Raw genomic sequence first — 19,928 nt, forward strand, 5'->3', positions numbered from 1 at the left:
CAATAAACGAATGGATATTGATGAAAAAGGAGAGTGAATCATGAAGTACATTCGATCGTTTATTAAAGCGTTTGTATTTTCTTTTATTATTACAGGTATACTGACAGGGTTGATTGGCGGCGCTGTTTACTATCGAGTCGCAGGATATGAAGTGGATACAGAAAAGTTACTTATAGAACCAAAACCCACTGTGATTTATGACCAGAACGGAAAAGTGCTGGCCAGTTTCTTAAAAGAACGCAAAGATGCCACTCATTACGCAGACATACCGACTGAAATATTAGATGCCATCGTTGCGACAGAAGATCGTTCTTTTTATGATCACGCAGGAATCAACGTGAAAGCCATTGCGAGAGCCGCCATCACCAACTTCCAATCAGATTCATTCAGTCAGGGAGGAAGTACGATTACGCAGCAATTGGTGAAGAATATATACTTAACCCCTAAAAAGAGCATTGCCCGAAAGATGGAAGAAGCCGTTATAGCCAGTCAAATCGAAAAAGAATTGGAAAAGAACGAAATTCTCTCGTATTACCTCAACCACATTTTTTACGGTCATCGTTCGTATGGGATTAAAAGTGCTGTATTGACGTATTTCGGGGAAACCTTAGAAGAATTTAAGGAGAGCGATCGCATCGACCGTATAACGAAAGCGGCACTACTCGGAGGACTGCCTCAATTACCTAGCACATATTCCCCTTACTCTAATCCTGAACAATCGTTGTCGAGGAGAAATGACGTGTTGCACAACATGCTTGTATCGGGTTTCATTACAAAAGAAGAATACGAACAAGCTGTGAAAAAGCCATTCTTAATTTTAGAAAAACCGAATGATGTCCACGAGGACGAGTATATCCACTACGGAGAAATCGTGGATTACACACTAAGAGAAGCTGCTATTAAATCAGGAATATCAGAAGGACCTATCGCGGAGGTAACAGCCGAAGAAATAGAGAAGGCAAAATACAGCGGATTTACAATATTCACTTCGTTTGACCCTGCTGCCTACGCTTTGATACGAGAACAATTTGATCGTGATGAACTTTTTCCTGCCAGTGGTTCAGATGGAACGCCAGCAGAAGGGGCCGTATCTGTTGTGAACCCGACAAACGGTGAAATTATTGCATTCACAGGCGGACGAGATATTCCGAGGTTCACGGAGTTCAATAGAGCCTATGATTCGTATAGACAACCAGGGTCTTCATTTAAACCAATTATAGCGTACGGGCCCGCTATCGAAAGCGGGAAATTTCATCCTTGGTCAGTCCTGATGGATAATCAGGGTCATGATTTTGGCGGGGGATACAGGGTTAAAAACTTTGGAGGTACTCAACAAGGAAGAATCACGATGATCGATGCCATCACCAGGTCTCAAAATGTACCTGCTGTTTATTTATTAGACCAGACAGGAATCAATTATGCGAAAGATTTCGCAAAAAGACTCGGTATTTATTTTTCGGAAGAGGACACCCGCCTTCCAATTGCTCTTGGAGGATTAGACGAAGGGGTCAACACCCTCATGATGGCGGATGCTTACCAGGCTTTTGCTAATGGGGGTTACAGGGTGGAAGCTCATATTATTAAAAGAATGGTCAATCATGAACGCGAAGTCGTCCATGAGGTAAATGAGGAGCTCGATCAAACGAATCGCGTCATGAAAACCAACACCTTCCAGCAAATGAGGTTTATGCTAAACAATGTCGTGAAAAGCGGTACAGGCACAAACGCAAGGATTCCTGACACCTTTGTTGCAGGAAAAACAGGTACAACGGAATACCCTGGCCACCCAGGTCTGAACAAAGACATTTGGTTTAGCGGTTTCACCAATAGCTTTACCATGTCTGTGTGGATGGGCTTCGATCACACTAGCCCAGAGCGTAATCTACGAGTAACAAGTTACGTCGCAGCAAAAATGTGGGGGGAGATCGGAAAAGAATTAGTAAAGTTATATCCTCCTAAAGAAGTGACAGTGGATTATGAGAAACCAGAAGAGATTAAACCAGAAATCAAGGACATGAAATTAAAGGGAAGTTTAGTTCAACAACCTTTATCATCAACACTCAGTTGGGATAAAGAAGAGGATACAGTATACAAAGTATTCAGAGATGGGGATTACTTGGTGAAACTCGAGGATGAAACATCTTTTGCGGACGCGGATATCCAAAAAGGGAAAACGTATACGTATAAAGTAATCGGATACAATCGTTATACATTATTCCAAACCTATCAATCAAATGTTGTAACCATTAAAACGCCAGAACCTCCGAAGCCACCGCGGCCTAATGTAACGGTCGGTGGAACGACTACTTCTGCTGTGGTGTTATCCTTCAACGCAGGTGATGCGGATTCCTATATTGTTAAACGAAATGGTGAAATCATCTACCAAGGGAACGAACCTGGATACAAGGACACAGGTCTAACTGGTGACCAAGAAGTCATTTATGATGTCTACACTGTCAGAGGAGAAGTGATGAGCGAAGGCGCACAAGTAGTTGTGAAAACATTACCAAATGAAGAAGCGCAGTCGCAGGAGACAGAACCTGCTGAGGAAAATACGGATGAGAACGAAACAACAGAAGAGCCAGAAACTGAGCTTGAAGAAGGGTCAGAAATAGAAGGAAACCCCGACAATAAATCATAATAGAAGCATCCCCGAGATCGGGGGTGTTTTTCTATAAGCAGAGGTGAAGAAGTATGAAAAAAATGGCGTACATCCTGATTGGTTTCATGTTGGTTTTAATAGGTGGAATTGGTCTTTTTCTTTCGCAAATCCATGAGGAAAGCGGGGATGAAAAGGAAACGGAACCGCTCTCCGTCTATGAGGTAGACCTGATAAGTATAAAGGGGACAAGCTATCTTCCTTTGCCTGAGCTAGTCGAAAAAGCAGGAGGCGCTTATAAGTACGACCCAATTGATAAACAAGCTGTTATCGAATGGTTTGGGGATCGGTTTCACATGACAAAAGGGGAGGCTGTTGTCTTGGTGAACGGTTATTATAAACCTTTGTCATACAAGATGGATGCGGGAAAACTGCTAGTAGAATATGAATCTTTTAAAAAGGTATTCCCTTTTTACGAAACGGGATCGGAAGGACAAACCATTAGTTTGGAAAAGCGTACCTTGCCAACCGTCGTTTGCAGACCAGGAGATGCCGAACTTAACGAAGAGAGAATGAGAAGTATGAGGGTTCCTTTACCGAACGTGAATTTCCCAACGTTGCCAGGTCAGCTGGCAGGAGGCGAGAGAGCGTATAGAAACGGCATTCACCAAGGAATCGATTGGTATTATGATGGCGACAATCAGATGGTAACGTTTGATACAGCCGTTTTCAGTATGACGGAAGGGGTTGTGGTAAGAGCGGATCATCAGTATAACGAGATGGAAGAAGAAGATCGAAATCAATTTCTGGAAATCGCTCAGGAATTTAGTACCACTCCTGCATATATTTTAGACAAAATGCGAGGAAGACAGGTTTGGATTCAATCCGAAACAGGGGTCGCTGTTCGATACGCTCATCTGTATCAAGTGGATCCGATGATGGAAGTAGGCGTCAGGGTCGAAAAAGGACAACGTGTGGGAAGCACGGGAAACTCAGGGACCAGTGACGGTGTTACCTATTCTGATGAGGGGATACATTTACATTCAGACATTTTGTTGTGCGGACAACATTTTTGGGAGTATTATCCCCGTTTCGATGAGGCAAACTCCAGGCTAAGATCTATGTTCGAAGTGGATTAATTGCCACGTTCAGTTCAATAAACCATAGTTAAAGAACAAAGATTACCCCATTTGTGATTCTTGTAAGGATTATACCTGTTTACTTCAAATAGATAGATGAGTGGCAACTTAAAAACAGTTAATCCGAGAGGGGTAAACCAATTATGAAAGTACATACGCTGGATACAAATATTCTGCTACATGACCCGTACTCTATACTAAAATTAGAACCAAGTGAAATCGTTATTCCTGCAATCGTTTTAGAAGAATTGGATTCCAAAAAACGCGAACAAGGTGAAGTGGGACGGAACGCGAGAATGGTCACGAGGTTTATTAAGAATTTAAGGAAGGGACACGAAGGGAAGCTCAGTCACGGAATTCCATTAGAAAATGGCGGGAGTTTACGAATTGAGTTGAATCACGTTTCATTCGATAACCTATCAAACATATTCGGAGAAAAAACAAATGATAATCGGATCATCGCCGTTACGAAGAACTTGCAAGATGAGCATGAAAATAAGCTTAACGATGCTGACAAACTCGATCTTAAGCAATTAAAGGTTCGGTTTAAAACGGAAGCCCATTATACAGTTGAGCAATATATGAACGATTATCACAAGTTAACGGGCAAACTGTTCAAGCTTGTTTCGAATGATGGTTTAGTCATTGCTAAAGCTGACTCTCTCGGTTTATTCGTTGAAATGTATGATAATGATCGGTTAAAGAATCCAGAAGAATGCCATACAGGATTGCATACCGTCCATATTCCAGGGCAGATGATTGATGCTTTTTACGAGAATGAAGAACTTCCTTACGAACAAGTAGTTCCGTACTTAATGGAAGAGATGGGCTTGAAAGAAGCACATGAGTTAGAAAAAGTTGTGTTCCCGCAAGATGGTTTCATTTTTAAAGCATTGGAATCTGAAAAAAAGTCTGCTTTATCCCGACTTCTGAAAGTTCAGAATCGTTTCAAATTTACAACGCTTGAGGTGGAAAGAAAGGAATATCGAGATGGCGTTATGGGTGTTGTGCCTAAAAACGCAGAACAAAAATTAGCGCTTGAATTGTTAATGGATCCCCACGTAGACGCCGTTTTCATTGTCGGACAGGCGGGCTCAGGGAAAACCCTTCTCGGATTGGCTTCATCGATTTATCAGACACATAAAGAAACCTTGTACAAGAAGGTGTTAGCCGCAAGACCTGTCATTCCTATGGGGAAAGATTTAGGGTATCTTCCTGGAGAAATGAAGGAGAAGCTCAGACCGTGGATGCAACCTTTTTATGACAACCTGGAATACATTTTGGATGCCAACAAAGAGGATTTCTTTGAGGGGACTCGTTCGCCTGAAGGGAAAATTAATGTCGAAGAGGCACTAGAGGGTTTGAAAATAGAAATTGAAGCTTTAACTTATGTGCGTGGGAGAAGCATACCTGCTCAGCTCATATTGTTGGACGAAGCACAAAACCTCACTCCGCATGAAGTCAAAACCATTATCACTCGTTGTGGATTAGGATCGAAGGTCATATTATTAGGAGATCCTGATCAAATTGATCACCCGTATTTGGATTCGACGAATAACGGACTGATCTACGCTATTGAAAAGTTGAAACCAGAAGCAAATATCGGAGTGGTAAAATTAGAAAAAACAGAACGATCACCGTTAGCCGAAAAAGGTGCCCAACTTTTATAATTGAATTCCATATCTAAAAAAACTCCATAAATATATGGGGTTTTTTGATTTTTTAGAGCTTTTTCGAGGACGACCAATTGATTTTTTTGGCCAAAATATCAGGGAGCTGTATCTGATCGAACTGACATTGTTCTGGTTTGTGAGTTAGGTGACAGTCGGTCTTTAATTTTAATACCTCCCGATTAATTTTTATATGGTGTTCGTGTTGTGAAATTTTAGGGTAAAGGTGATGATTGATCCCATCCGTTAAAAAACGATCGATGTTTTGATATTCCATCAGCAAGTGCAGAACTTCTGTCTTGGATAACCCTTTGATGCCTTTAATATTATCGCTTTTGTCACCTTGAAAAGATTTGAATTCTTGCAGAAGAGAAGGAGGGGTGGGGAAGAAGGAATGGAAATTATGTAACGAGATTTTATGAATCTCTTTTTGGTTCTTGTCGAAAAGCAAGGTTACGTTACGGCGAACCAAAGCCCCCATATCTAAATCTCCGCTGAAGATCGAAAATGTCCGTTCTGGGTTTTGTTCTACCATGCTTGCGATGAGGTCATCTGCTTCTTCTTGGTCTGATATCTGAAATGAAAAGTGGTGTTGTTTTAGGAATCGATAAATTTCCTTTTTAATGGATAAAAGTTCCTCGGGCTTTTCCTTGCGATGCATCTTATAGGAGGGCAGCAAATCATGCCGATAATTCAAACCCTCACCATCAAATGCAATAAACAACGTGCCATTCCCGTGTTCTTTATATATGGAAATGACCATCCTTAAAAAATTGTTACGAGCCACTTTTTTGAAATGCGTTAGATTGTTTAGTCCGAATCTTTTTTTGGTTTTTCTAGCTCGATAATAGCTTTTATAGATTAAATACGTTCCATCTATAAGCAGCATTCGGTTAACACCCCCCTTGTATTTCTTACACAAAAACACTTAAAAACTTCTATTTATTGTTTTTTTTTGGTATATAAAGACCGCTAAAGGGGGTGGCTCTAATGAAAGAAATTGATGTATTAATAGAAGAAATGATGGCTCTCGGGGCTTCAGACATGCATCTCAATCACATGGCAAAGGTCTCTTATCGAATTGACGGTGAAATGGAACAAGTCGGAAGCAGACTGGGCGATATCATTACAGGGGAGTCTATTTTCGAGGTGATGTTACCAGCATTAACAAAAGGGCAGCAAACGACATATTTACAGACTGGCACAGTTGATTTTGCTTATGAGCTGAACGGCGTGCGTTTTAGGGGAAGTATGATATCCAGTATGGATCAGCCAAGTTGTACTATGAGGATCATTCCATCAAAGATCATCCCGATAGAAGAATTGAAGCTCCCGAAAGCCGTTATTGATTTATTCGAGTCTCCATGGGGGTTGCTGCTCGTCACAGGTCCGACAGGTTCAGGGAAAACCACCACTCTTGCATCAGGGATTGATTATATTAACCGTAATAGGAAGGTTAAGATTTACACAGCTGAACATCCAGTTGAGTATGTTCACCAAAACAAAAAATCCATCATAACACAACGTGAGGTTCCCTCTGATGTCGGAACGTTTGCCAGAAGCATGGTTGATGCGATGCGCAACGACCCTGATGTTATCCTCGTAGGAGAAATGCGGGATCATGACACGATCGGAGCGGCCATGACGAGCGCGGAAACAGGGCACCTGGTCATGTCTACCCTTCACACAAATACTGCACCTCAGACCATTTACCGAATTTTGCACGAGTATCCATCAAGCGAACACGAACGGATCAGGGAGCAACTGGCTCAGTCTTTGCGAGGAGTTGTAAGTCAAAGGTTGTTCAAGAATCCCAAAGGAGGTCGCACAGCAACGCTTGAGGTGATGATAGTCGATGATGATATCAGAGAATTAATAAGGAAAAACGAAATAGAAAAGATTTACGATGTGATGAGGAAAAAACGGGATAAAGGGAATATATTGATGACAGATTCTATTAATATGGCAAAACAACGAGGAACAATTCAACAGAATGTAAAATGGTGATTTTTTAAACCCAACGCTTCCTTTATACATATAATAGTGTAAAGAGGTGATAAGAAATGGGGGATGCTAATTTAGAAGAGTTGTATACGGAATTTGAAGAGTTGAAAGCGGAATCTAAAGAAAAACAACTGAGAGCCAAAGAAATTAAAGATGAGATTATGAATCAAATGGAAGAAGATGGCGTGGATGAAGTCATCATTGAAGGATTGGATGGACTTGTGGAATTATCTATTACATATCCCGAGAGGGAAGTTTTGAACAAAAAAGCCCTCGCGCAAGCTCTTGATATGAAGCAGAAAGAATTGAGCAAACCGCAAGTCATTATACAGTTGACAAACGAGGGGAGATTGACAGAAGAAATGATCGAGCAATTCACGGAAATTGAAGAACGAAAACAATTCAGTGCAAAAGAATACACTGAATCCGAAGAAGAGTAAAAAAGCTTACGCGTTGTAAGCTTTTTTACTCTTCTTTACATTTGTCGCTTTAAACAAGTAATGAGCCACTCGTATCCCGCAACGGTTTCTTCGTTTTTATCTGATTGATTGTAAATCTCCTCTAACAGTTGGTGACTGTGGTATAAGTGGCCGCTTTTCAACTTTTGCGCCTTTCTATTCGTAGATAAATACATATATCCCTGACTTATGGATGACAATTGTTTTAATGTAGATTGAATCGCGTTATGAGCATCTATGTCTAGCGGGTTGATATCGTCCAGCGTAATGGAATAGATGTGCAAGTCATTCAAAAAAATCTCTCCATCTATAAAGAAACGGTATTCCCTTCCTAATCCATCCTTCACATAAAGGACAACTGAAAAAATGTCTCCAGTTATTTTTAATATAGGAATACGTTTATCGTTTGAGGCAATGTGTTTCAACCGTTTCTTCTTATAACATTTCATATAAACATCAAGCATCCAGTCTTCGAAAATTCCTTTTGGAACGCGAAGACTCACCTTGCCTATCTCCAAAAATCTTCTGCTCATCGTATCACATCCTTTTTATGATGTATTTACAGATTCGAGAAAAAGAAGAAATTGCATTGAAAATATAAAAAAATTAAAAGTTCTTTCCGCCTAACAGTCTAATAGTAAGAATAAGGAGGGAAGACTTATGACGGTGATAGAATTAAGTGTTCTTGCGGCTTCTTGCGCTTTTATCGTGCTGGTGGGTTTTATCATTACAACACTCCAAAAATTAAACAGTTCCTTGGAAAAGGTGGATGCTTTGACAGAAAACATACAGAAGAAAGCTCAAACCATTGATTCCTTATTAAAAGGGGCGAGTTCCATTGACAAAACGTTACACGCAATCGGTAGCGCTTTGAAAATGTTTCAGAAAGATTCAAAATAAAAAACAACGAGGTTAGTAGCACCTCGTTGTTTTTTAAGCTAATACGACTTCTTCATATAGCGATTTTTGATCAATTCTTGATCTGAATTTTAAAAATACATCCCAATCCACGGTAGAGTACTCCAATGCTTCAAGGATGCGTTGGATTTCATTCGCCCCTAATGCCCCATTGTCATAGGATTTGTATAAAAAACACATTACTTTGTTTTGGTAGTAAAGGTCTTGAGGATTTTCCCAAGCGAGCGCTACCCAATAATCCAGTGTATTTTCGTTCATGTTTGTTCCCCCTTACAATAAGTTATGCAAGAGTTCTATAAATGTGACTAAAACTTCAATTCATTGCTTATATTCAAGACTTTTGTTGAATAGGAGGAAACATACGAATGATTATGTTTCGTATATCTCTCTAACCCTTCCATACCACGATTGTATGCTGTAAGTGTGGCGTGCCAGTTTTGATATCCTGACCACGCGCCATCCCCGTATTGCAAATAGTGAAGGTAAGTGATTGCCAGTTTCGTAGAATAAACAGGATCAAACAAATCCTTTTTATCCTTATAAGGGAGGTGTGCTTTAGAAGCGACCCAAGGGGCTGTATTTTCCATAAATTGAGCAATCCCGTATGCCTTACCATATCGAGTTTGAGGGCCGACTGCTCTATGCTCAAACGTTCCACCCGTTTCAGTGTAGAGCAAGCCGTAAACGATAGGGAAATCTACATTATGTTTCTTTGAATATTCCATAAGATGATATATCTCTGATTCCGATACATTCATCTTTTCAGCGTAAAAGGAAGGGGTATATGCGTCCACTTCCCCCCCGCTCACAAACAAGGTCAGAGCACATACAAGACAAGCTATTAGAATAGACCTAGGCCTCATTATCATCACTCCAAATTCTTGTATTATGGTTTCATGGATACTATATGCGACAAAAAAAAGATGTTTCAATATTTGAAGAAAATTGGGCACTTCGCTAGTGTCGTCAGATAGAGGGGGTGATTTTGTGGAAACGAAATGGATAAATTCAATACTGAATCATTGTCGTGATCTTTTGAATGAAACAACAAGCGGAGAACTAGAGAAAGTGGCTGTAAGAAATCAGGTGTCAACTTGTGATGAGGCAATGTTTGTCTTGCATTTATGTATTGAAGGGGAAGTGTTTTGTCTCTTAAAGATAGGATTACCAGAACCGTATGCTCTCGCCTTGGAGAAAGGGATGGGAGGAACGAAGGACAAAACATATGCCGATGAGGTGACACATAGTTGTCTGGAAGAATTAGGCGCCATTCTGGAGAGAGGATTAATCGAAAAGATGGCTGTTACGGAAAACGCATTTATTATAACTGAAAGAACAGTCACCAAAGAAAATTCTCCGCAAGTCCATGCGCCTGTCATGGAAGTGGAGGCAGAAGACGAAGGAAGTTCGTGCTATTTTTGGATTTTTCACAAAGAATAAAAAACGGACAGCGTCCGTTTTTTGGTGTTTCAAGTAAGAATTATTCTAGCGTTGTAGTCACTTTTAATTTCACCATGCCTGCATATCCTTTGAAAGCTCCTTCATCCCATAAATCATGCATACCTGTTGAAGGCAAGAAATAGAATCGGACATAACTGTTATCAGATTTCTTCGATTCACTGGTGATATCAAATTTTCCAACATATGTGAAACGATCATCTTGTTCTGTGGTGTGTATGTTCGTTTGTTGTACCCCGCTCACGTTCCACTCGATATACTCTGTATTATGGTTCATATCCCCTCCCGCCTGAATTTCGGCTGTGATATAGGAGATATCTGACGTGCTATATCCTTTCGGCAGGATGTGGGTTAATGAATATGACTTATTCCTTTGAAAGCCGATGGTGTAGGAATTTGTTACTGATATCTGTTTTCTCAGGACTTCGAAAGTGATTTCTGTTTCAGGCGATGCAGCTCCCCATTCATCAACACTTCTTAGGCGAACTGTATGAACGCCGATGTCGAAGTTAGAACGAGTTTGACTCTGCCAATCTCCTCCATCAAATTTGTATTGGAATGATATATTATCCCCGTCTGGGTCCGATCCTCCGCTCGGGAAGAATTCAATAGGATCGCCTTCGTAGATAGCCTTCCCGTAATATATTTTATAGAAAGACTGGTCCCCTGATCCATAGGCCCTTCTGTCTCCGTCCGCGTCATACATAACAGACTCAAAGCGCACTCGAACAAATTCTCTCCCTTCTACTGATATGTCTTGGAATACCCTCCCAGCTCCCTCGTATCCGTAGATCTTAATAGGATGAACGGTTCCGTCTTTCGTGTATCCGTACAGACCACCACGTTGGAAATAGTTATCTTTGAAGTCAGCCGTATTAAAGATCACTCGAGTGATTTCTGAATCATCAGGAGCGCTCGCATCAAAATTCCAGTTTGCCGACTGACGTCCTTCATTGATGAAATCAATATCAGAATTATACAGTTCTCCTCTGTCCCCGCTCGGAGTCATGGTCAAACTCGGTTTTTCAGGTGGTCTGTTTCCAATTGTGAAACGGGTAGAATCAAACTCAGAAACGCCGCCATAGACATCCACAGCACGAACATATACGGTGTGCTCACCAGGGGTAAAAGGTTGGGCAGGTCTTTTTTGGGTCCAGTCTCCTTGGTCTGTTTTCCATTCATAGTAGATGGAATCCCCATCAGGATCTATGGATCCAGTTGCTTCAAAAGAAAGGTCCGAAGTGGTGTGCAGGGTCTCATCAAATGTGATTTTATAATACGAGTCATCAGGGCTCCCTTGAGCGCTAGGATGCTGATCGTAAAGCGTACTCTCAAAGCGTACACGAACAAATTCTCTTCCTTTTATAGATGTTTTGTAATAAATTTGTTCATTAGATGTGTAGTCGCTTGAATTAAAGGTCTTCAATAAATGGCGTGATCCATCGGATTTATAACCGTAAAGGTAACCCGAGGTTATATAATCGTCTGCATATCTTGGAGTCTTGAATTCAATTGTGTGAATTTCTTGCATGGAAGGTGAAGCTATATCAAAATTCCAGTAGGCAATGTTATCATTGTTTTCGCTCGTGAAATCATCGCCGTTTTTGCGAATCACATTTTCTAAAGAGGCGGACATGGATAAAGAGGGTTTCGAAGGAGGACGATTAATGACTTGCAATAGCAAGGTTTCTACTCCGCACGGAACATTGCCTTGGGTGGCGTCGCAAACTTGAGCGGATATTTTATTGGTCCCCATAGAAAATTGCGAGAAAGGTCCCCAAACATTGTTTTTGTCAGCCCCTCCGTATTCGCTCCATTTAATGATGTAATTCCCGCTGCCTCCGACCGCATCCACTTTAAACTTAACTTGTTCTCCTCGATATATGTTAGGTTTGTCAGGGTATTGGGTTAGGTTTACTTTGATTGGGGGGTGTTCCATGAAGAAGCTTTTTGACTTTGTTTTGCATTCGCCTTCATTGTTACATACGTTAACTTTTGTGTTTACGGTTTTGGGTTGATTGGTTTTTATGGATATCTTGTCATCGCATGGAGCCGAAGTTGTGTTTCCGTTGATGACCCACTCACAAGTGTAAGACTTACCAGGGAGTTTGTTAATGTTGGCTTTAATAAAAATTTCATCGTTTATAAAGTATGGGGGGCTTATCGTGTTATCGCCGCTATCTAAAGAATCAATCGAAAAACTAAGCGACGGTAAAACAGTGAAGGTGTGATTGGATTTTGAAATTTTTCCTTTTGAATCTTTTATTGTTGCTGTTACGGTATGAGAACCGATTGGGTATTGCTCGATGCCACCGAATTTGCCAATATCAGACGAGCCGTTAGGATAATTACTCCAAGAGACCGTGTAAGGCGGTGTACCGCTCCCTGTTATACTAGCTGAAAAACTAATGCCTGTTGATTCAGAATATGGGCCTTTATTTGGAGAGGCTATAACATCAGCCTTCATGGATTGCCCAATAACAGAAGGCCCGCTTTGTCCATTTGATGGTATCGGATCAATGGTGTCGTCGATCCCTAGTCCGTACTCTACCTCATTTACAGATCTGTCTTTGGACCACTTTATTTTGTCCTTGTATTCAGGATAGAAATATCCCCCTATGATAGACAAAACAGCGAGCACAAGAATATAAGGCACTACGGCCCTTCTTTTTTCTTCGTACCACTTCCACATCTTTTGCTTCAGCACCTTGATCGCCCCCTTTTATCTCGCTCATATTACATGAATTGGCGCTTTTTACAAGGAATTTTTATTAAATAACCATTTCATCGTTTTTTAGTTATCATAAGAAAAAGGGAGGAGGGAGAAATGTATATGGGTTTTCTTACGTTATGCATGGTCGTTCTTATAAGTTTTAATTTCAGGAGGTATAATGTGTCAAAACAGTTAAAAAAATGTGAAAGCCCTATTGAAATCGAACTCCTTAAAACGCTGTATGATGAAGGTTTTAAACCCTATGCTCAGGTGAAAAGCGGTCCTTATCGTATTGATATCGGTTTGTATGTAAAGGGTAAAAAAGTGGCAGTTGAATGTGATGGCAAGGTATACCACAGCACCAGGAACCAAAAGAACCACGACCATAGAAAAAACCAGTACCTCCTGCGTAACAGGTGGGTCGTGTTTCGGTTCACAGGCAGTGAAATTAACAAAAATAGCCGCGAGTGCGTAAAAAAAATAAAAAACCGATTCTGATAAAGAATTGGTTTTTTATCGGGCTCAAGCTCTGAAATCGATTTGGCGGTCGTTTTGAAGGTCTTTTTTCTTCTGACCTTTTTCTTCTTTATAAGAATCACGATGTGTTTCTTCCTTTTGTTCATGCGCTTTTCTGGCTTTCGCAATGGGATGAAGTCGGAACTTTGTATAATCATTTGGAAATAAGTTCATCTCATATCACCTCTCGACCAATATAAGGATTTTTATCATTTATTCAACAATAAAATGATAAAAAGGAGGGGGGGATATTGTACAAACCCCTATTCTTCCTCATGATACTAGCTATTTGGTTTTTGTCGAACACCCCAAATTTGATGGTTTTAGAACCGAAAACCTGGATTTCAGAGCCGATGTACGAAGAAGGTATCCGTTCGTTGGTATTTCTCATTCAACAAGAAAGTTCGTTCTATCATGGTTACGACAATATATGGGAGTTGAATTTTATCGTTCACAAGGTATCTCATGTGTTTTGTTATGCCATTTTAACGATCTTTCTATGTAAATCTTTTAAGGGATTGAGCGCTCATTTTGCATTCTTTATTATTTCAGGCCTTGCCTTTTCAGATGAAGTGCATCAATATTTCGTTGTTGGGAGGAGTGGCAGGTTAGCAGATGTGGGCATTGATTTGATCGGGTTCACAATAGGCATTTTCCTTGTGAAAGCCATGAAAAAGGGCAAACAACGACGCCCTTTTTGAATTCAGATTCAAAATTCACCAATAGATTATTTTTTTAGTATAAACTAGTAATTAAACAAAAACATGGGGTATGATGACAAAAAACAATAGTGATTCAATTTTTATTTCGTCTAGAAGATTGGAACATGAAATAAAATGATTATTTGTAAGAAATCCGCTCATGATTTGAATTCACGAGGTAATTCACAAAAACTTTAGTGATCTTATCCAAATCATGAAGGCTTAGGGAACAATTTCGGAGGATGCCTTCCTCAACTTTTTCTAAGATATTAGATTCTATTCGTCTCGCAAAATCATCTCGATCTATGTCAGAAGAGGAAAGGAATCTTGCATAGGCTTCTGTGCTATCAGCAAGCAAAAGGATTCCTTCTTCTTTGCTAGAAGGAGTTGGGGTTTGATATCTGAAGTCCTCTTTGTTTGTTTCTGGATTGCTTTCTTTAGCGCGTTCATAAAAATGATTGAGATATGAATCACCGTGATGAGAAGCGATTAAACGTATAATCGGTTCTGGTAAATTGTATTTTCTGCACATTTCAATACTGTCTAGTGGGTGTCTTCTTATAATTTGGGCGCTTTCGTAAGGGTCGAGTAAGTCATGAGGGTTGTTATCTGGGGTAGTGTTTTCAATAAAATAATGAGGGTTTTTAAGTTTACCAACGTCGTGGAAATAGGCTCCGATCTTCAGTAAAAGGCCGTTGGCGCCAATTTCTTCTGCTGCCATCTCAGCTAGATTCCCCACCATAATGCTATGAGTATATGTGCCAAGAGCATGTTTCATTAAATTTTTTAGAAGTTTATGGTTGGGATCTGATAATTCGTAGAGGCGAACAGATGTAACCAATCCTAAGCTGTTCTCGACTAAAGGGATGAGGCCTACGGTAAGGACAGCGGCAATAAACGAACAGGCAAGAAGCGAGATCGATGTGTCAATATGGATGGCAGCACTAAGGGCGTAACTAATTCCCAATTCAGAGAGACCTAACACGATGCCCAGTATAACGCCTGAAAACAAGATGTTGATCCGTTTACTATTGGGTTTGAAGCCTACGGCCAACAGGAATCCGCTTGTTACAGATACCAGCAAATAGTCTAGGTCACCAGGAGATACCAAAGCACCAAGGACAATGGATGCAACGATGATAAACGAGCGTCCCCAAAAAACGGTGAAAATCATTAAAATGGTGAGTAAAGGTAAAAACAAAGAAAAATTCAGGAATGACTCAGGAATAACGTTTGTGAGCACAATGACGACCGACATGGAACTGAAAATAAACAGAAAGGTACGCATTTTGCTAAAAGCTTCTTTTTTAAATGTAAAACCATAAATGTAAAACAATCCGAAGAACAGGATGAATAAAGGAAGTTGCATAAAAGCTTCTTCGTAATTATAAGACTGGTTTATTATGCCTAATTCTTCTAATTTTTTGATTTGTATTTCGTTCACCCGATCTCCTATATTCACAATAGCTTCTCGTTTCTTAATTTCAATCACAACGTCTCCTACGCTAGCGAGTTCATCCAGTTTCTTTTTATTGGTGGCTTCTTCGTCCAGAATGAAATTAGGGGTGATCTGATTGCTTAGATGGTGGGATAATGTTTCGATTATCTCTTTTGAAAAGAATAAATAGAAATTCGTATTGTTTTTGAGTTCCTGGAAGTTTTTTCGGACGCTTTCCACATTCCCTTCAGTAATGCCAGATTCAAAGATTAATTCCAGCTCTTTTTGGAAAATGTCGTTCATTTTTTCGAGTTCGCCAATAGTCAAAGAAAGGAATTTGTTTACTTCCTCTTCACTTAGGTTGTATGGATTATGAAGATTGCTTATTATTTCATTTTTAGATGGTTTCTTCTCCTCTTCACTGTTAGATTTAGCTAGATTTTCTTTTGCGAGAATCAATTCCTTTATGAATTGATCGAAATCTTGAATAATAGTCTCTGAAACAGTCTCATCCATCGAATAGATGTCTTTGATGGAAGAGAGTTTTTCTTGTTTTAGTTGCTCGGTTGCTTCCTTATCTACATATGTAACACTTCTTGGAGCAAAAATGGTTTTGTCGCTCACCTCTCCAAGAGAGATTTCCTCCTCGAACATTGAAGTTGGTTGAGAGACAAAAGCTGAAACAAAAACGAAAAATAACAGCAGAGAAATATATCGTAATTTAAACATACGTACCCTCCTTTTCGAACAAAAACTGGTTACATATATTAACGACATAAAACATCGGACTACGGCAAAAAAACGAATTTATTTAATGGGTTAAATGAATATAACGGACAGTAAAAAGGGGAAGGGGGTCAAAAAATAGGAGCTGAAAGCTTTTAAATTCAAATAGATAATGAGAATTCAAAATAAATGACGTCATTCCTTGTTGTGTGCGTGTGTGAATTCGAGGTTGAGAAACATTTGGGATGATATAAAAAACCAAGCACTAGAAGCTTGGTTGGATGTGCATATCTCCTTTCTGCTAAAGAGGATTCCTCTCCTGCGTGATTTGGTTAGGAGACAAACTTTTAAGTTCTTTTGTAAGTTTAAAAAATGCTTCTTTGTCCCCTTTATCAAGTGACGCATCGATGCGCTGACGGATCGTGTTGATTTTCCTTTGAGCGAGCACTTTTTCCAGGAATTCGTCGACCTCTTTTTCGTACTTAAGGGAATTATAAGAGGTTTTTTTAGGGAAATGCGGGTTGTCTTCTATAACCGACAAGAATATAGAATGCCTTAACAGAGAATTAACGTTAACATGCATATAAATAATCAAATTCATGGAACTGCGGATGGTTTCCATCCCTTGATCAGTAGGACAAATCATGTTTCGTTTCACAAATAAAATGCTGTCCGAATTGGTTCCTGGATCGATGGTAATGGAAATGCCAAACGGGGTTTCCCGTATATCGTTAACAAAGCGAACGCGTTCAAGCATGTCTTCGTGGCGTAGTAAACGATTTAACACCCAGGATGCTTCTTGAGACTGGATATTATAACGGGCAAAAAGCCACTGGATAAATCTTTTTTTGTTCTCTTTCGGAACAGATGACATGGAATCCCTCCCTTTCTTTTATACGAATTGCACAAAAGAAAAAACACTCCTCTAAAACAAGGGTTAAAGAGAGTGTTTGAGGTAGTCGAGGCTTTTTTTTAAGAGGTGGAGACTAGAAGTCCTGTGACGATACGTGCTTTTTTTAAAGGTTTTACTCATAGGTTTAACAAAATCGTTCGAAATTGATAATTTTGGTGGTGGCGGGTCCAAGACGGAAACCTTTATATTTATAGGCGGGTAATTCCTTAGTTCTCCTTGGAATAAGAGGGATTTGTCCAGTCGAACCCTGAAGTCATCGGGAGATACAAGGGCAGAAGATTTATCCCAGAGAGTAATACCAGATTTTCTCAGTATTTCTGAGACGAATTGAGAACAAAAATAAGAGGATTGGAACTCCAAGGGATAGTTCATCACAACGCCGAATAGACCTGCGAAATTATAAAAGAATTCGTCTTTATTTTCTATGAAGCTTTGCAAGTGGGAATGGATCTGATCTTTTTGTTGTTGGGTTACCTTTAACCTGTATATGGCGCATTGGGTCCGCGGAAATCGATTGTAAGTTCCCGTTAGTACATCCTCGTGTGTGAATCCTCCAATGAATGGGTTGTAAGCATGTTTTCTGCCAAAGCTATACATTCGCTCAAGTTGGATGTCTAGTGATAATGAGACATGATTATATGGAGCGCGAGTATATGTTTTTATGGACTTTGATAACCAAGTCCCTGTGTCAGTAAGAATAATATAAATATAGTTCTCCAAGGCAGTAACCTCCTATCAGTTTAAAATTAAACTTAAGGAGTAAAAACCCTTCTTAAAAAGGGGTAGCGTGGTAAATTTGCTTGTGGCAAAGGGCGCTAAAGAATATAAAAACCAACGAGCAATAGAGCCGTTGGTTTTCGGGGTCATACTGGCTTATAGAAAAGACAAAAATGAAGAAATTACGTTCCCTATAATGGTCCATAATGTCATCTCAGAAAATACTTCAGGATTAATCATATCCATACCTCCTTGTGTGATTGCGGGAATTATAAGGAATGGAATGATAAAGTAAAGAAGAATGGTCATGAATTATGGTGTTAGATAGAAATAGATTACACAAAAATGCAGAAACGTCCCCAGTAAAACAAAACTGTGCCAGACAGCATGGTGATGTTTGAAGCCTCTCCATACATAAAATATTGCCCCTAAAGTGTAAAATGCTCCACCGCTTATTAGTAGAATGGTTCCTCTTTGGGGAAGAAAATCGATAGTCGGTTTTAAAATCAGAACGAACATCCAACCGAGTCCCACGTATAAAAGAGTGGAGAAAAGCTTGAATTTTCGCACGAAAAATACTTTGAATACCGTTCCACCGATAGCAATTCCCCAAATAATCCCGAATAGAGTCCATCTTACCGCCGTTTCTGCGATTACAAACAAGAAAGGGGTGTAGGTTCCTGCAATAAAAAAGTATATTGATGAGTGGTCAAGGATTTCGAACACGCTTTTAGCCTTCCCCACAGGTAGGGCATGAAGAAGTGTAGAGGAAACGTAAAGAAGGATCATCGTTACGCCATAAATGGAATAACTAACGATATGCCAGGCATTTCCATAGACAGAAGCTTTTATGACCAAAACCGTTATGGCAAAAATACTAAATACAAGACCGATGCCGTGAGAAAGGGCGTTAACAAGCTCTTCTTTTTTAGAGAAGGTATGAACATTCACAATGAAACCACCTTTCTTAGAACGTGTTTTATTCGTTGTGGTCGATTCTGGCGTCTTTCTCGTAGTGTTGTTGCAATATTTTGGTTATCTCGCCCACTTTTCCCGTAGCTATTGGAGTATAACCGATGCGGGTTACAGGCATTACTTCGCACGTGCTGCTGGTCAAAAAGCATTCGTCCGCTTTCCATAAACATTCAGTCGAAAAAGCGGATTCAAAAAACGGAATAGAGGCAGAAGAACAAAAATGTTTGATCTTTTCTCGTACGATGCCGTGTAATATGTTTCGGTTAGTGTGATGTGTGTAAACGCAACCATTTTGAACGATAAATACGTTGGATGAACTCCCCTCTGTAATCATATGATTTCGGTGAAGAATCGCTTCGAAATGACCTTGACTGACCGCTTCTTGTTTGGCCAACACATTGGGTAAGAGGTTCAGGCTTTTTATATAACAGTTTGCCCACCTCTCATCTGGACTTAAAAGGGCTGATACTCCGTTTTTCATTTCGTATGTTCTGCGCGGGACTTTCTTGGTATACGCATAAAAATTAGGTCTGGCCTGCGAAGGGAAAGCATGGTCTCGTGGATGGGAACCCCTTGTGATTTGAAAATAGAGTATGGAGTCTTCTGTTATGTTGTTTTGCTTTAGTAGTTCAAAAAGGGCGTTAAGCAGTTCTGTTTTACGGAAGAGGGGGGTAATCCCAATCGCTTTGGCAGATAGAAAAAATCGGTCGATGTGTTCCTCCAAAAGGTAATACATTCCTCGATAAATACGAACGACCTCGTACACGCCATCTCCAAACTGAAGACCTCTTTCTTCCATCGGATACAGCGCCTCTTGTGGTGAGGCGACTTGCAAATCTTTTAACACATAGGAGTCCAACGGCATCCACCTCGCTTTATAGAATGTAATCTATCTTTTTTCAAAAACCATAAAACCCCTTGTCGAGTGTGCCTATTACTTTTATTGACAATTTTCAATAAGGAAGTAAGATAGAAGTTCTATA

Annotated in this window: 19 protein-coding genes; 9 read left to right on the top strand and 10 right to left on the bottom strand. The window is 40.0% G+C overall.

The window, feature by feature from the left end; all coding sequences use genetic code 11:
• Positions 1 to 40 precede the first annotated feature (40 nt).
• The 3 genes from IMZ31_RS23180 (at position 41) to IMZ31_RS23190 (ending at position 5,408) form a co-directional block, all read left to right on the top strand.
• Complete coding sequence (locus IMZ31_RS23180) at positions 41 to 2,641, top strand: transglycosylase domain-containing protein (RefSeq protein WP_207530813.1); 2,601 nt, start codon at positions 41 to 43, stop codon at positions 2,639 to 2,641.
• A 53-nt stretch (positions 2,642 to 2,694) separates the two neighbouring features.
• Complete coding sequence (locus tag IMZ31_RS23185; protein ID WP_207530814.1) at positions 2,695 to 3,738, top strand: M23 family metallopeptidase; 1,044 nt, start codon at positions 2,695 to 2,697, stop codon at positions 3,736 to 3,738.
• A gap of 143 nt (positions 3,739 to 3,881) precedes the next feature.
• Entirely contained in the window at positions 3,882 to 5,408 is a 1,527-nt protein-coding gene (locus tag IMZ31_RS23190) for a PhoH family protein (RefSeq protein ID WP_242705740.1), read from the top strand.
• A gap of 52 nt (positions 5,409 to 5,460) precedes the next feature.
• On the opposite strand, the gene IMZ31_RS23195 is transcribed toward IMZ31_RS23190, so the two are convergent.
• Entirely contained in the window at positions 5,461 to 6,297 is an 837-nt protein-coding gene (locus IMZ31_RS23195; protein ID WP_207530815.1) for a 5'-3' exonuclease H3TH domain-containing protein, read from the bottom strand.
• 101 nt (positions 6,298 to 6,398) lie between these two features.
• Between IMZ31_RS23195 and IMZ31_RS23200 the strand changes: the two genes are divergently transcribed.
• Both IMZ31_RS23200 and IMZ31_RS23205 read left to right on the top strand, forming a co-directional pair.
• Positions 6,399 to 7,415: a type IV pilus twitching motility protein PilT gene (locus IMZ31_RS23200; RefSeq protein WP_207530816.1), complete on the top strand. Its 1,017-nt coding sequence runs from the start codon at positions 6,399 to 6,401 to the stop codon at positions 7,413 to 7,415.
• 56 nt (positions 7,416 to 7,471) lie between these two features.
• Positions 7,472 to 7,852: a hypothetical protein gene (locus IMZ31_RS23205; protein WP_207530817.1), complete on the top strand. Its 381-nt coding sequence runs from the start codon at positions 7,472 to 7,474 to the stop codon at positions 7,850 to 7,852.
• A 35-nt stretch (positions 7,853 to 7,887) separates the two neighbouring features.
• Here the strand turns inward: IMZ31_RS23205 and IMZ31_RS23210 are convergent, their stop codons facing one another.
• Positions 7,888 to 8,403 (bottom strand): hypothetical protein, encoded by a 516-nt coding sequence (locus tag IMZ31_RS23210; protein WP_207530818.1) that lies wholly within the window; start codon positions 8,401 to 8,403, stop codon positions 7,888 to 7,890.
• Between the two features lie 127 nt (positions 8,404 to 8,530).
• Between IMZ31_RS23210 and IMZ31_RS23215 the strand changes: the two genes are divergently transcribed.
• Positions 8,531 to 8,770 carry a DUF948 domain-containing protein gene (locus tag IMZ31_RS23215; RefSeq protein ID WP_207530819.1) on the top strand — a complete coding sequence of 80 codons (240 nt, stop codon included), beginning with the start codon at positions 8,531 to 8,533 and terminating at the stop codon, positions 8,768 to 8,770.
• Positions 8,771 to 8,803: 33 nt separating this feature from the next.
• Here the strand turns inward: IMZ31_RS23215 and IMZ31_RS23220 are convergent, their stop codons facing one another.
• Both IMZ31_RS23220 and IMZ31_RS23225 read right to left on the bottom strand, forming a co-directional pair.
• Entirely contained in the window at positions 8,804 to 9,046 is a 243-nt protein-coding gene (locus tag IMZ31_RS23220; protein WP_207530820.1) for a hypothetical protein, read from the bottom strand.
• 47 nt (positions 9,047 to 9,093) lie between these two features.
• Positions 9,094 to 9,582 carry a transglycosylase SLT domain-containing protein gene (locus tag IMZ31_RS23225; RefSeq protein ID WP_207530821.1) on the bottom strand — a complete coding sequence of 163 codons (489 nt, stop codon included), beginning with the start codon at positions 9,580 to 9,582 and terminating at the stop codon, positions 9,094 to 9,096.
• A 193-nt stretch (positions 9,583 to 9,775) separates the two neighbouring features.
• Here IMZ31_RS23225 and IMZ31_RS23230 point away from each other — a divergent pair, with 193 nt between their 5' ends.
• Positions 9,776 to 10,228 carry a hypothetical protein gene (locus IMZ31_RS23230; protein ID WP_207530822.1) on the top strand — a complete coding sequence of 151 codons (453 nt, stop codon included), beginning with the start codon at positions 9,776 to 9,778 and terminating at the stop codon, positions 10,226 to 10,228.
• 40 nt (positions 10,229 to 10,268) lie between these two features.
• Here the strand turns inward: IMZ31_RS23230 and IMZ31_RS23235 are convergent, their stop codons facing one another.
• Positions 10,269 to 12,953, bottom strand: coding sequence for a hypothetical protein (locus IMZ31_RS23235; RefSeq protein WP_207530823.1), 2,685 nt, complete (start codon positions 12,951 to 12,953; stop codon positions 10,269 to 10,271).
• Between the two features lie 186 nt (positions 12,954 to 13,139).
• On the opposite strand from IMZ31_RS23235, the gene IMZ31_RS23240 reads away from it, so the two are divergent.
• Positions 13,140 to 13,457, top strand: coding sequence for an endonuclease domain-containing protein (locus IMZ31_RS23240; RefSeq protein ID WP_207530824.1), 318 nt, complete (start codon positions 13,140 to 13,142; stop codon positions 13,455 to 13,457).
• A gap of 24 nt (positions 13,458 to 13,481) precedes the next feature.
• On the opposite strand, the gene IMZ31_RS23245 is transcribed toward IMZ31_RS23240, so the two are convergent.
• Positions 13,482 to 13,649, bottom strand: coding sequence for a hypothetical protein (locus IMZ31_RS23245; protein ID WP_207530825.1), 168 nt, complete (start codon positions 13,647 to 13,649; stop codon positions 13,482 to 13,484).
• Positions 13,650 to 13,726: 77 nt separating this feature from the next.
• On the opposite strand from IMZ31_RS23245, the gene IMZ31_RS23250 reads away from it, so the two are divergent.
• Complete coding sequence (locus IMZ31_RS23250) at positions 13,727 to 14,176, top strand: VanZ family protein (protein ID WP_207530826.1); 450 nt, start codon at positions 13,727 to 13,729, stop codon at positions 14,174 to 14,176.
• Positions 14,177 to 14,315: 139 nt separating this feature from the next.
• On the opposite strand, the gene IMZ31_RS23255 is transcribed toward IMZ31_RS23250, so the two are convergent.
• From IMZ31_RS23255 to dat, 4 genes are all read right to left on the bottom strand, one after another.
• Positions 14,316 to 16,343, bottom strand: coding sequence for an HD family phosphohydrolase (locus IMZ31_RS23255; RefSeq protein WP_207530827.1), 2,028 nt, complete (start codon positions 16,341 to 16,343; stop codon positions 14,316 to 14,318).
• Between the two features lie 298 nt (positions 16,344 to 16,641).
• Positions 16,642 to 17,214, bottom strand: a complete 573-nt coding sequence (locus IMZ31_RS23260) for a YpiB family protein (protein WP_207530828.1) — start codon at positions 17,212 to 17,214, stop codon at positions 16,642 to 16,644.
• 1,068 nt (positions 17,215 to 18,282) lie between these two features.
• Complete coding sequence (locus tag IMZ31_RS23265; RefSeq protein WP_371825515.1) at positions 18,283 to 18,921, bottom strand: PAQR family membrane homeostasis protein TrhA; 639 nt, start codon at positions 18,919 to 18,921, stop codon at positions 18,283 to 18,285.
• Positions 18,922 to 18,949: 28 nt separating this feature from the next.
• On the bottom strand, positions 18,950 to 19,810 hold the full coding sequence (dat, locus tag IMZ31_RS23270; protein ID WP_207530829.1) for a D-amino-acid transaminase: 861 nt from the start codon (positions 19,808 to 19,810) through the stop codon (positions 18,950 to 18,952).
• Positions 19,811 to 19,928: the final 118 nt, after the last annotated feature.

It is taken from the genome of Pontibacillus sp. ALD_SL1, assembly GCF_017355605.1.

Bases quoted from the DNA above. Each gene is read 5' to 3' on its own strand.
- IMZ31_RS23205 (WP_207530817.1), top strand. From the start codon at position 7,472: ATGGGGGATGCTAATTTAGAAGAGTTGTATACGGAATTTGAAGAGTTG.
- IMZ31_RS23220 (WP_207530820.1), bottom strand. From the start codon at position 9,046: ATGAACGAAAATACACTGGATTATTGGGTAGCGCTCGCTTGGGAAAAT.
- IMZ31_RS23200 (WP_207530816.1), top strand. From the start codon at position 6,399: ATGAAAGAAATTGATGTATTAATAGAAGAAATGATGGCTCTCGGGGCT.
- IMZ31_RS23180 (WP_207530813.1), top strand. From the start codon at position 41: ATGAAGTACATTCGATCGTTTATTAAAGCGTTTGTATTTTCTTTTATT.
- IMZ31_RS23215 (WP_207530819.1), top strand. From the start codon at position 8,531: ATGACGGTGATAGAATTAAGTGTTCTTGCGGCTTCTTGCGCTTTTATC.
- IMZ31_RS23185 (WP_207530814.1), top strand. From the start codon at position 2,695: ATGAAAAAAATGGCGTACATCCTGATTGGTTTCATGTTGGTTTTAATA.
- IMZ31_RS23245 (WP_207530825.1), bottom strand. From the start codon at position 13,649: ATGAACTTATTTCCAAATGATTATACAAAGTTCCGACTTCATCCCATT.
- IMZ31_RS23255 (WP_207530827.1), bottom strand. From the start codon at position 16,343: ATGTTTAAATTACGATATATTTCTCTGCTGTTATTTTTCGTTTTTGTT.
- dat (WP_207530829.1), bottom strand. From the start codon at position 19,810: ATGCCGTTGGACTCCTATGTGTTAAAAGATTTGCAAGTCGCCTCACCA.
- IMZ31_RS23190 (WP_242705740.1), top strand. From the start codon at position 3,882: ATGAAAGTACATACGCTGGATACAAATATTCTGCTACATGACCCGTAC.
- IMZ31_RS23195 (WP_207530815.1), bottom strand. From the start codon at position 6,297: ATGCTGCTTATAGATGGAACGTATTTAATCTATAAAAGCTATTATCGA.
- IMZ31_RS23260 (WP_207530828.1), bottom strand. From the start codon at position 17,214: ATGTCATCTGTTCCGAAAGAGAACAAAAAAAGATTTATCCAGTGGCTT.
- IMZ31_RS23210 (WP_207530818.1), bottom strand. From the start codon at position 8,403: ATGAGCAGAAGATTTTTGGAGATAGGCAAGGTGAGTCTTCGCGTTCCA.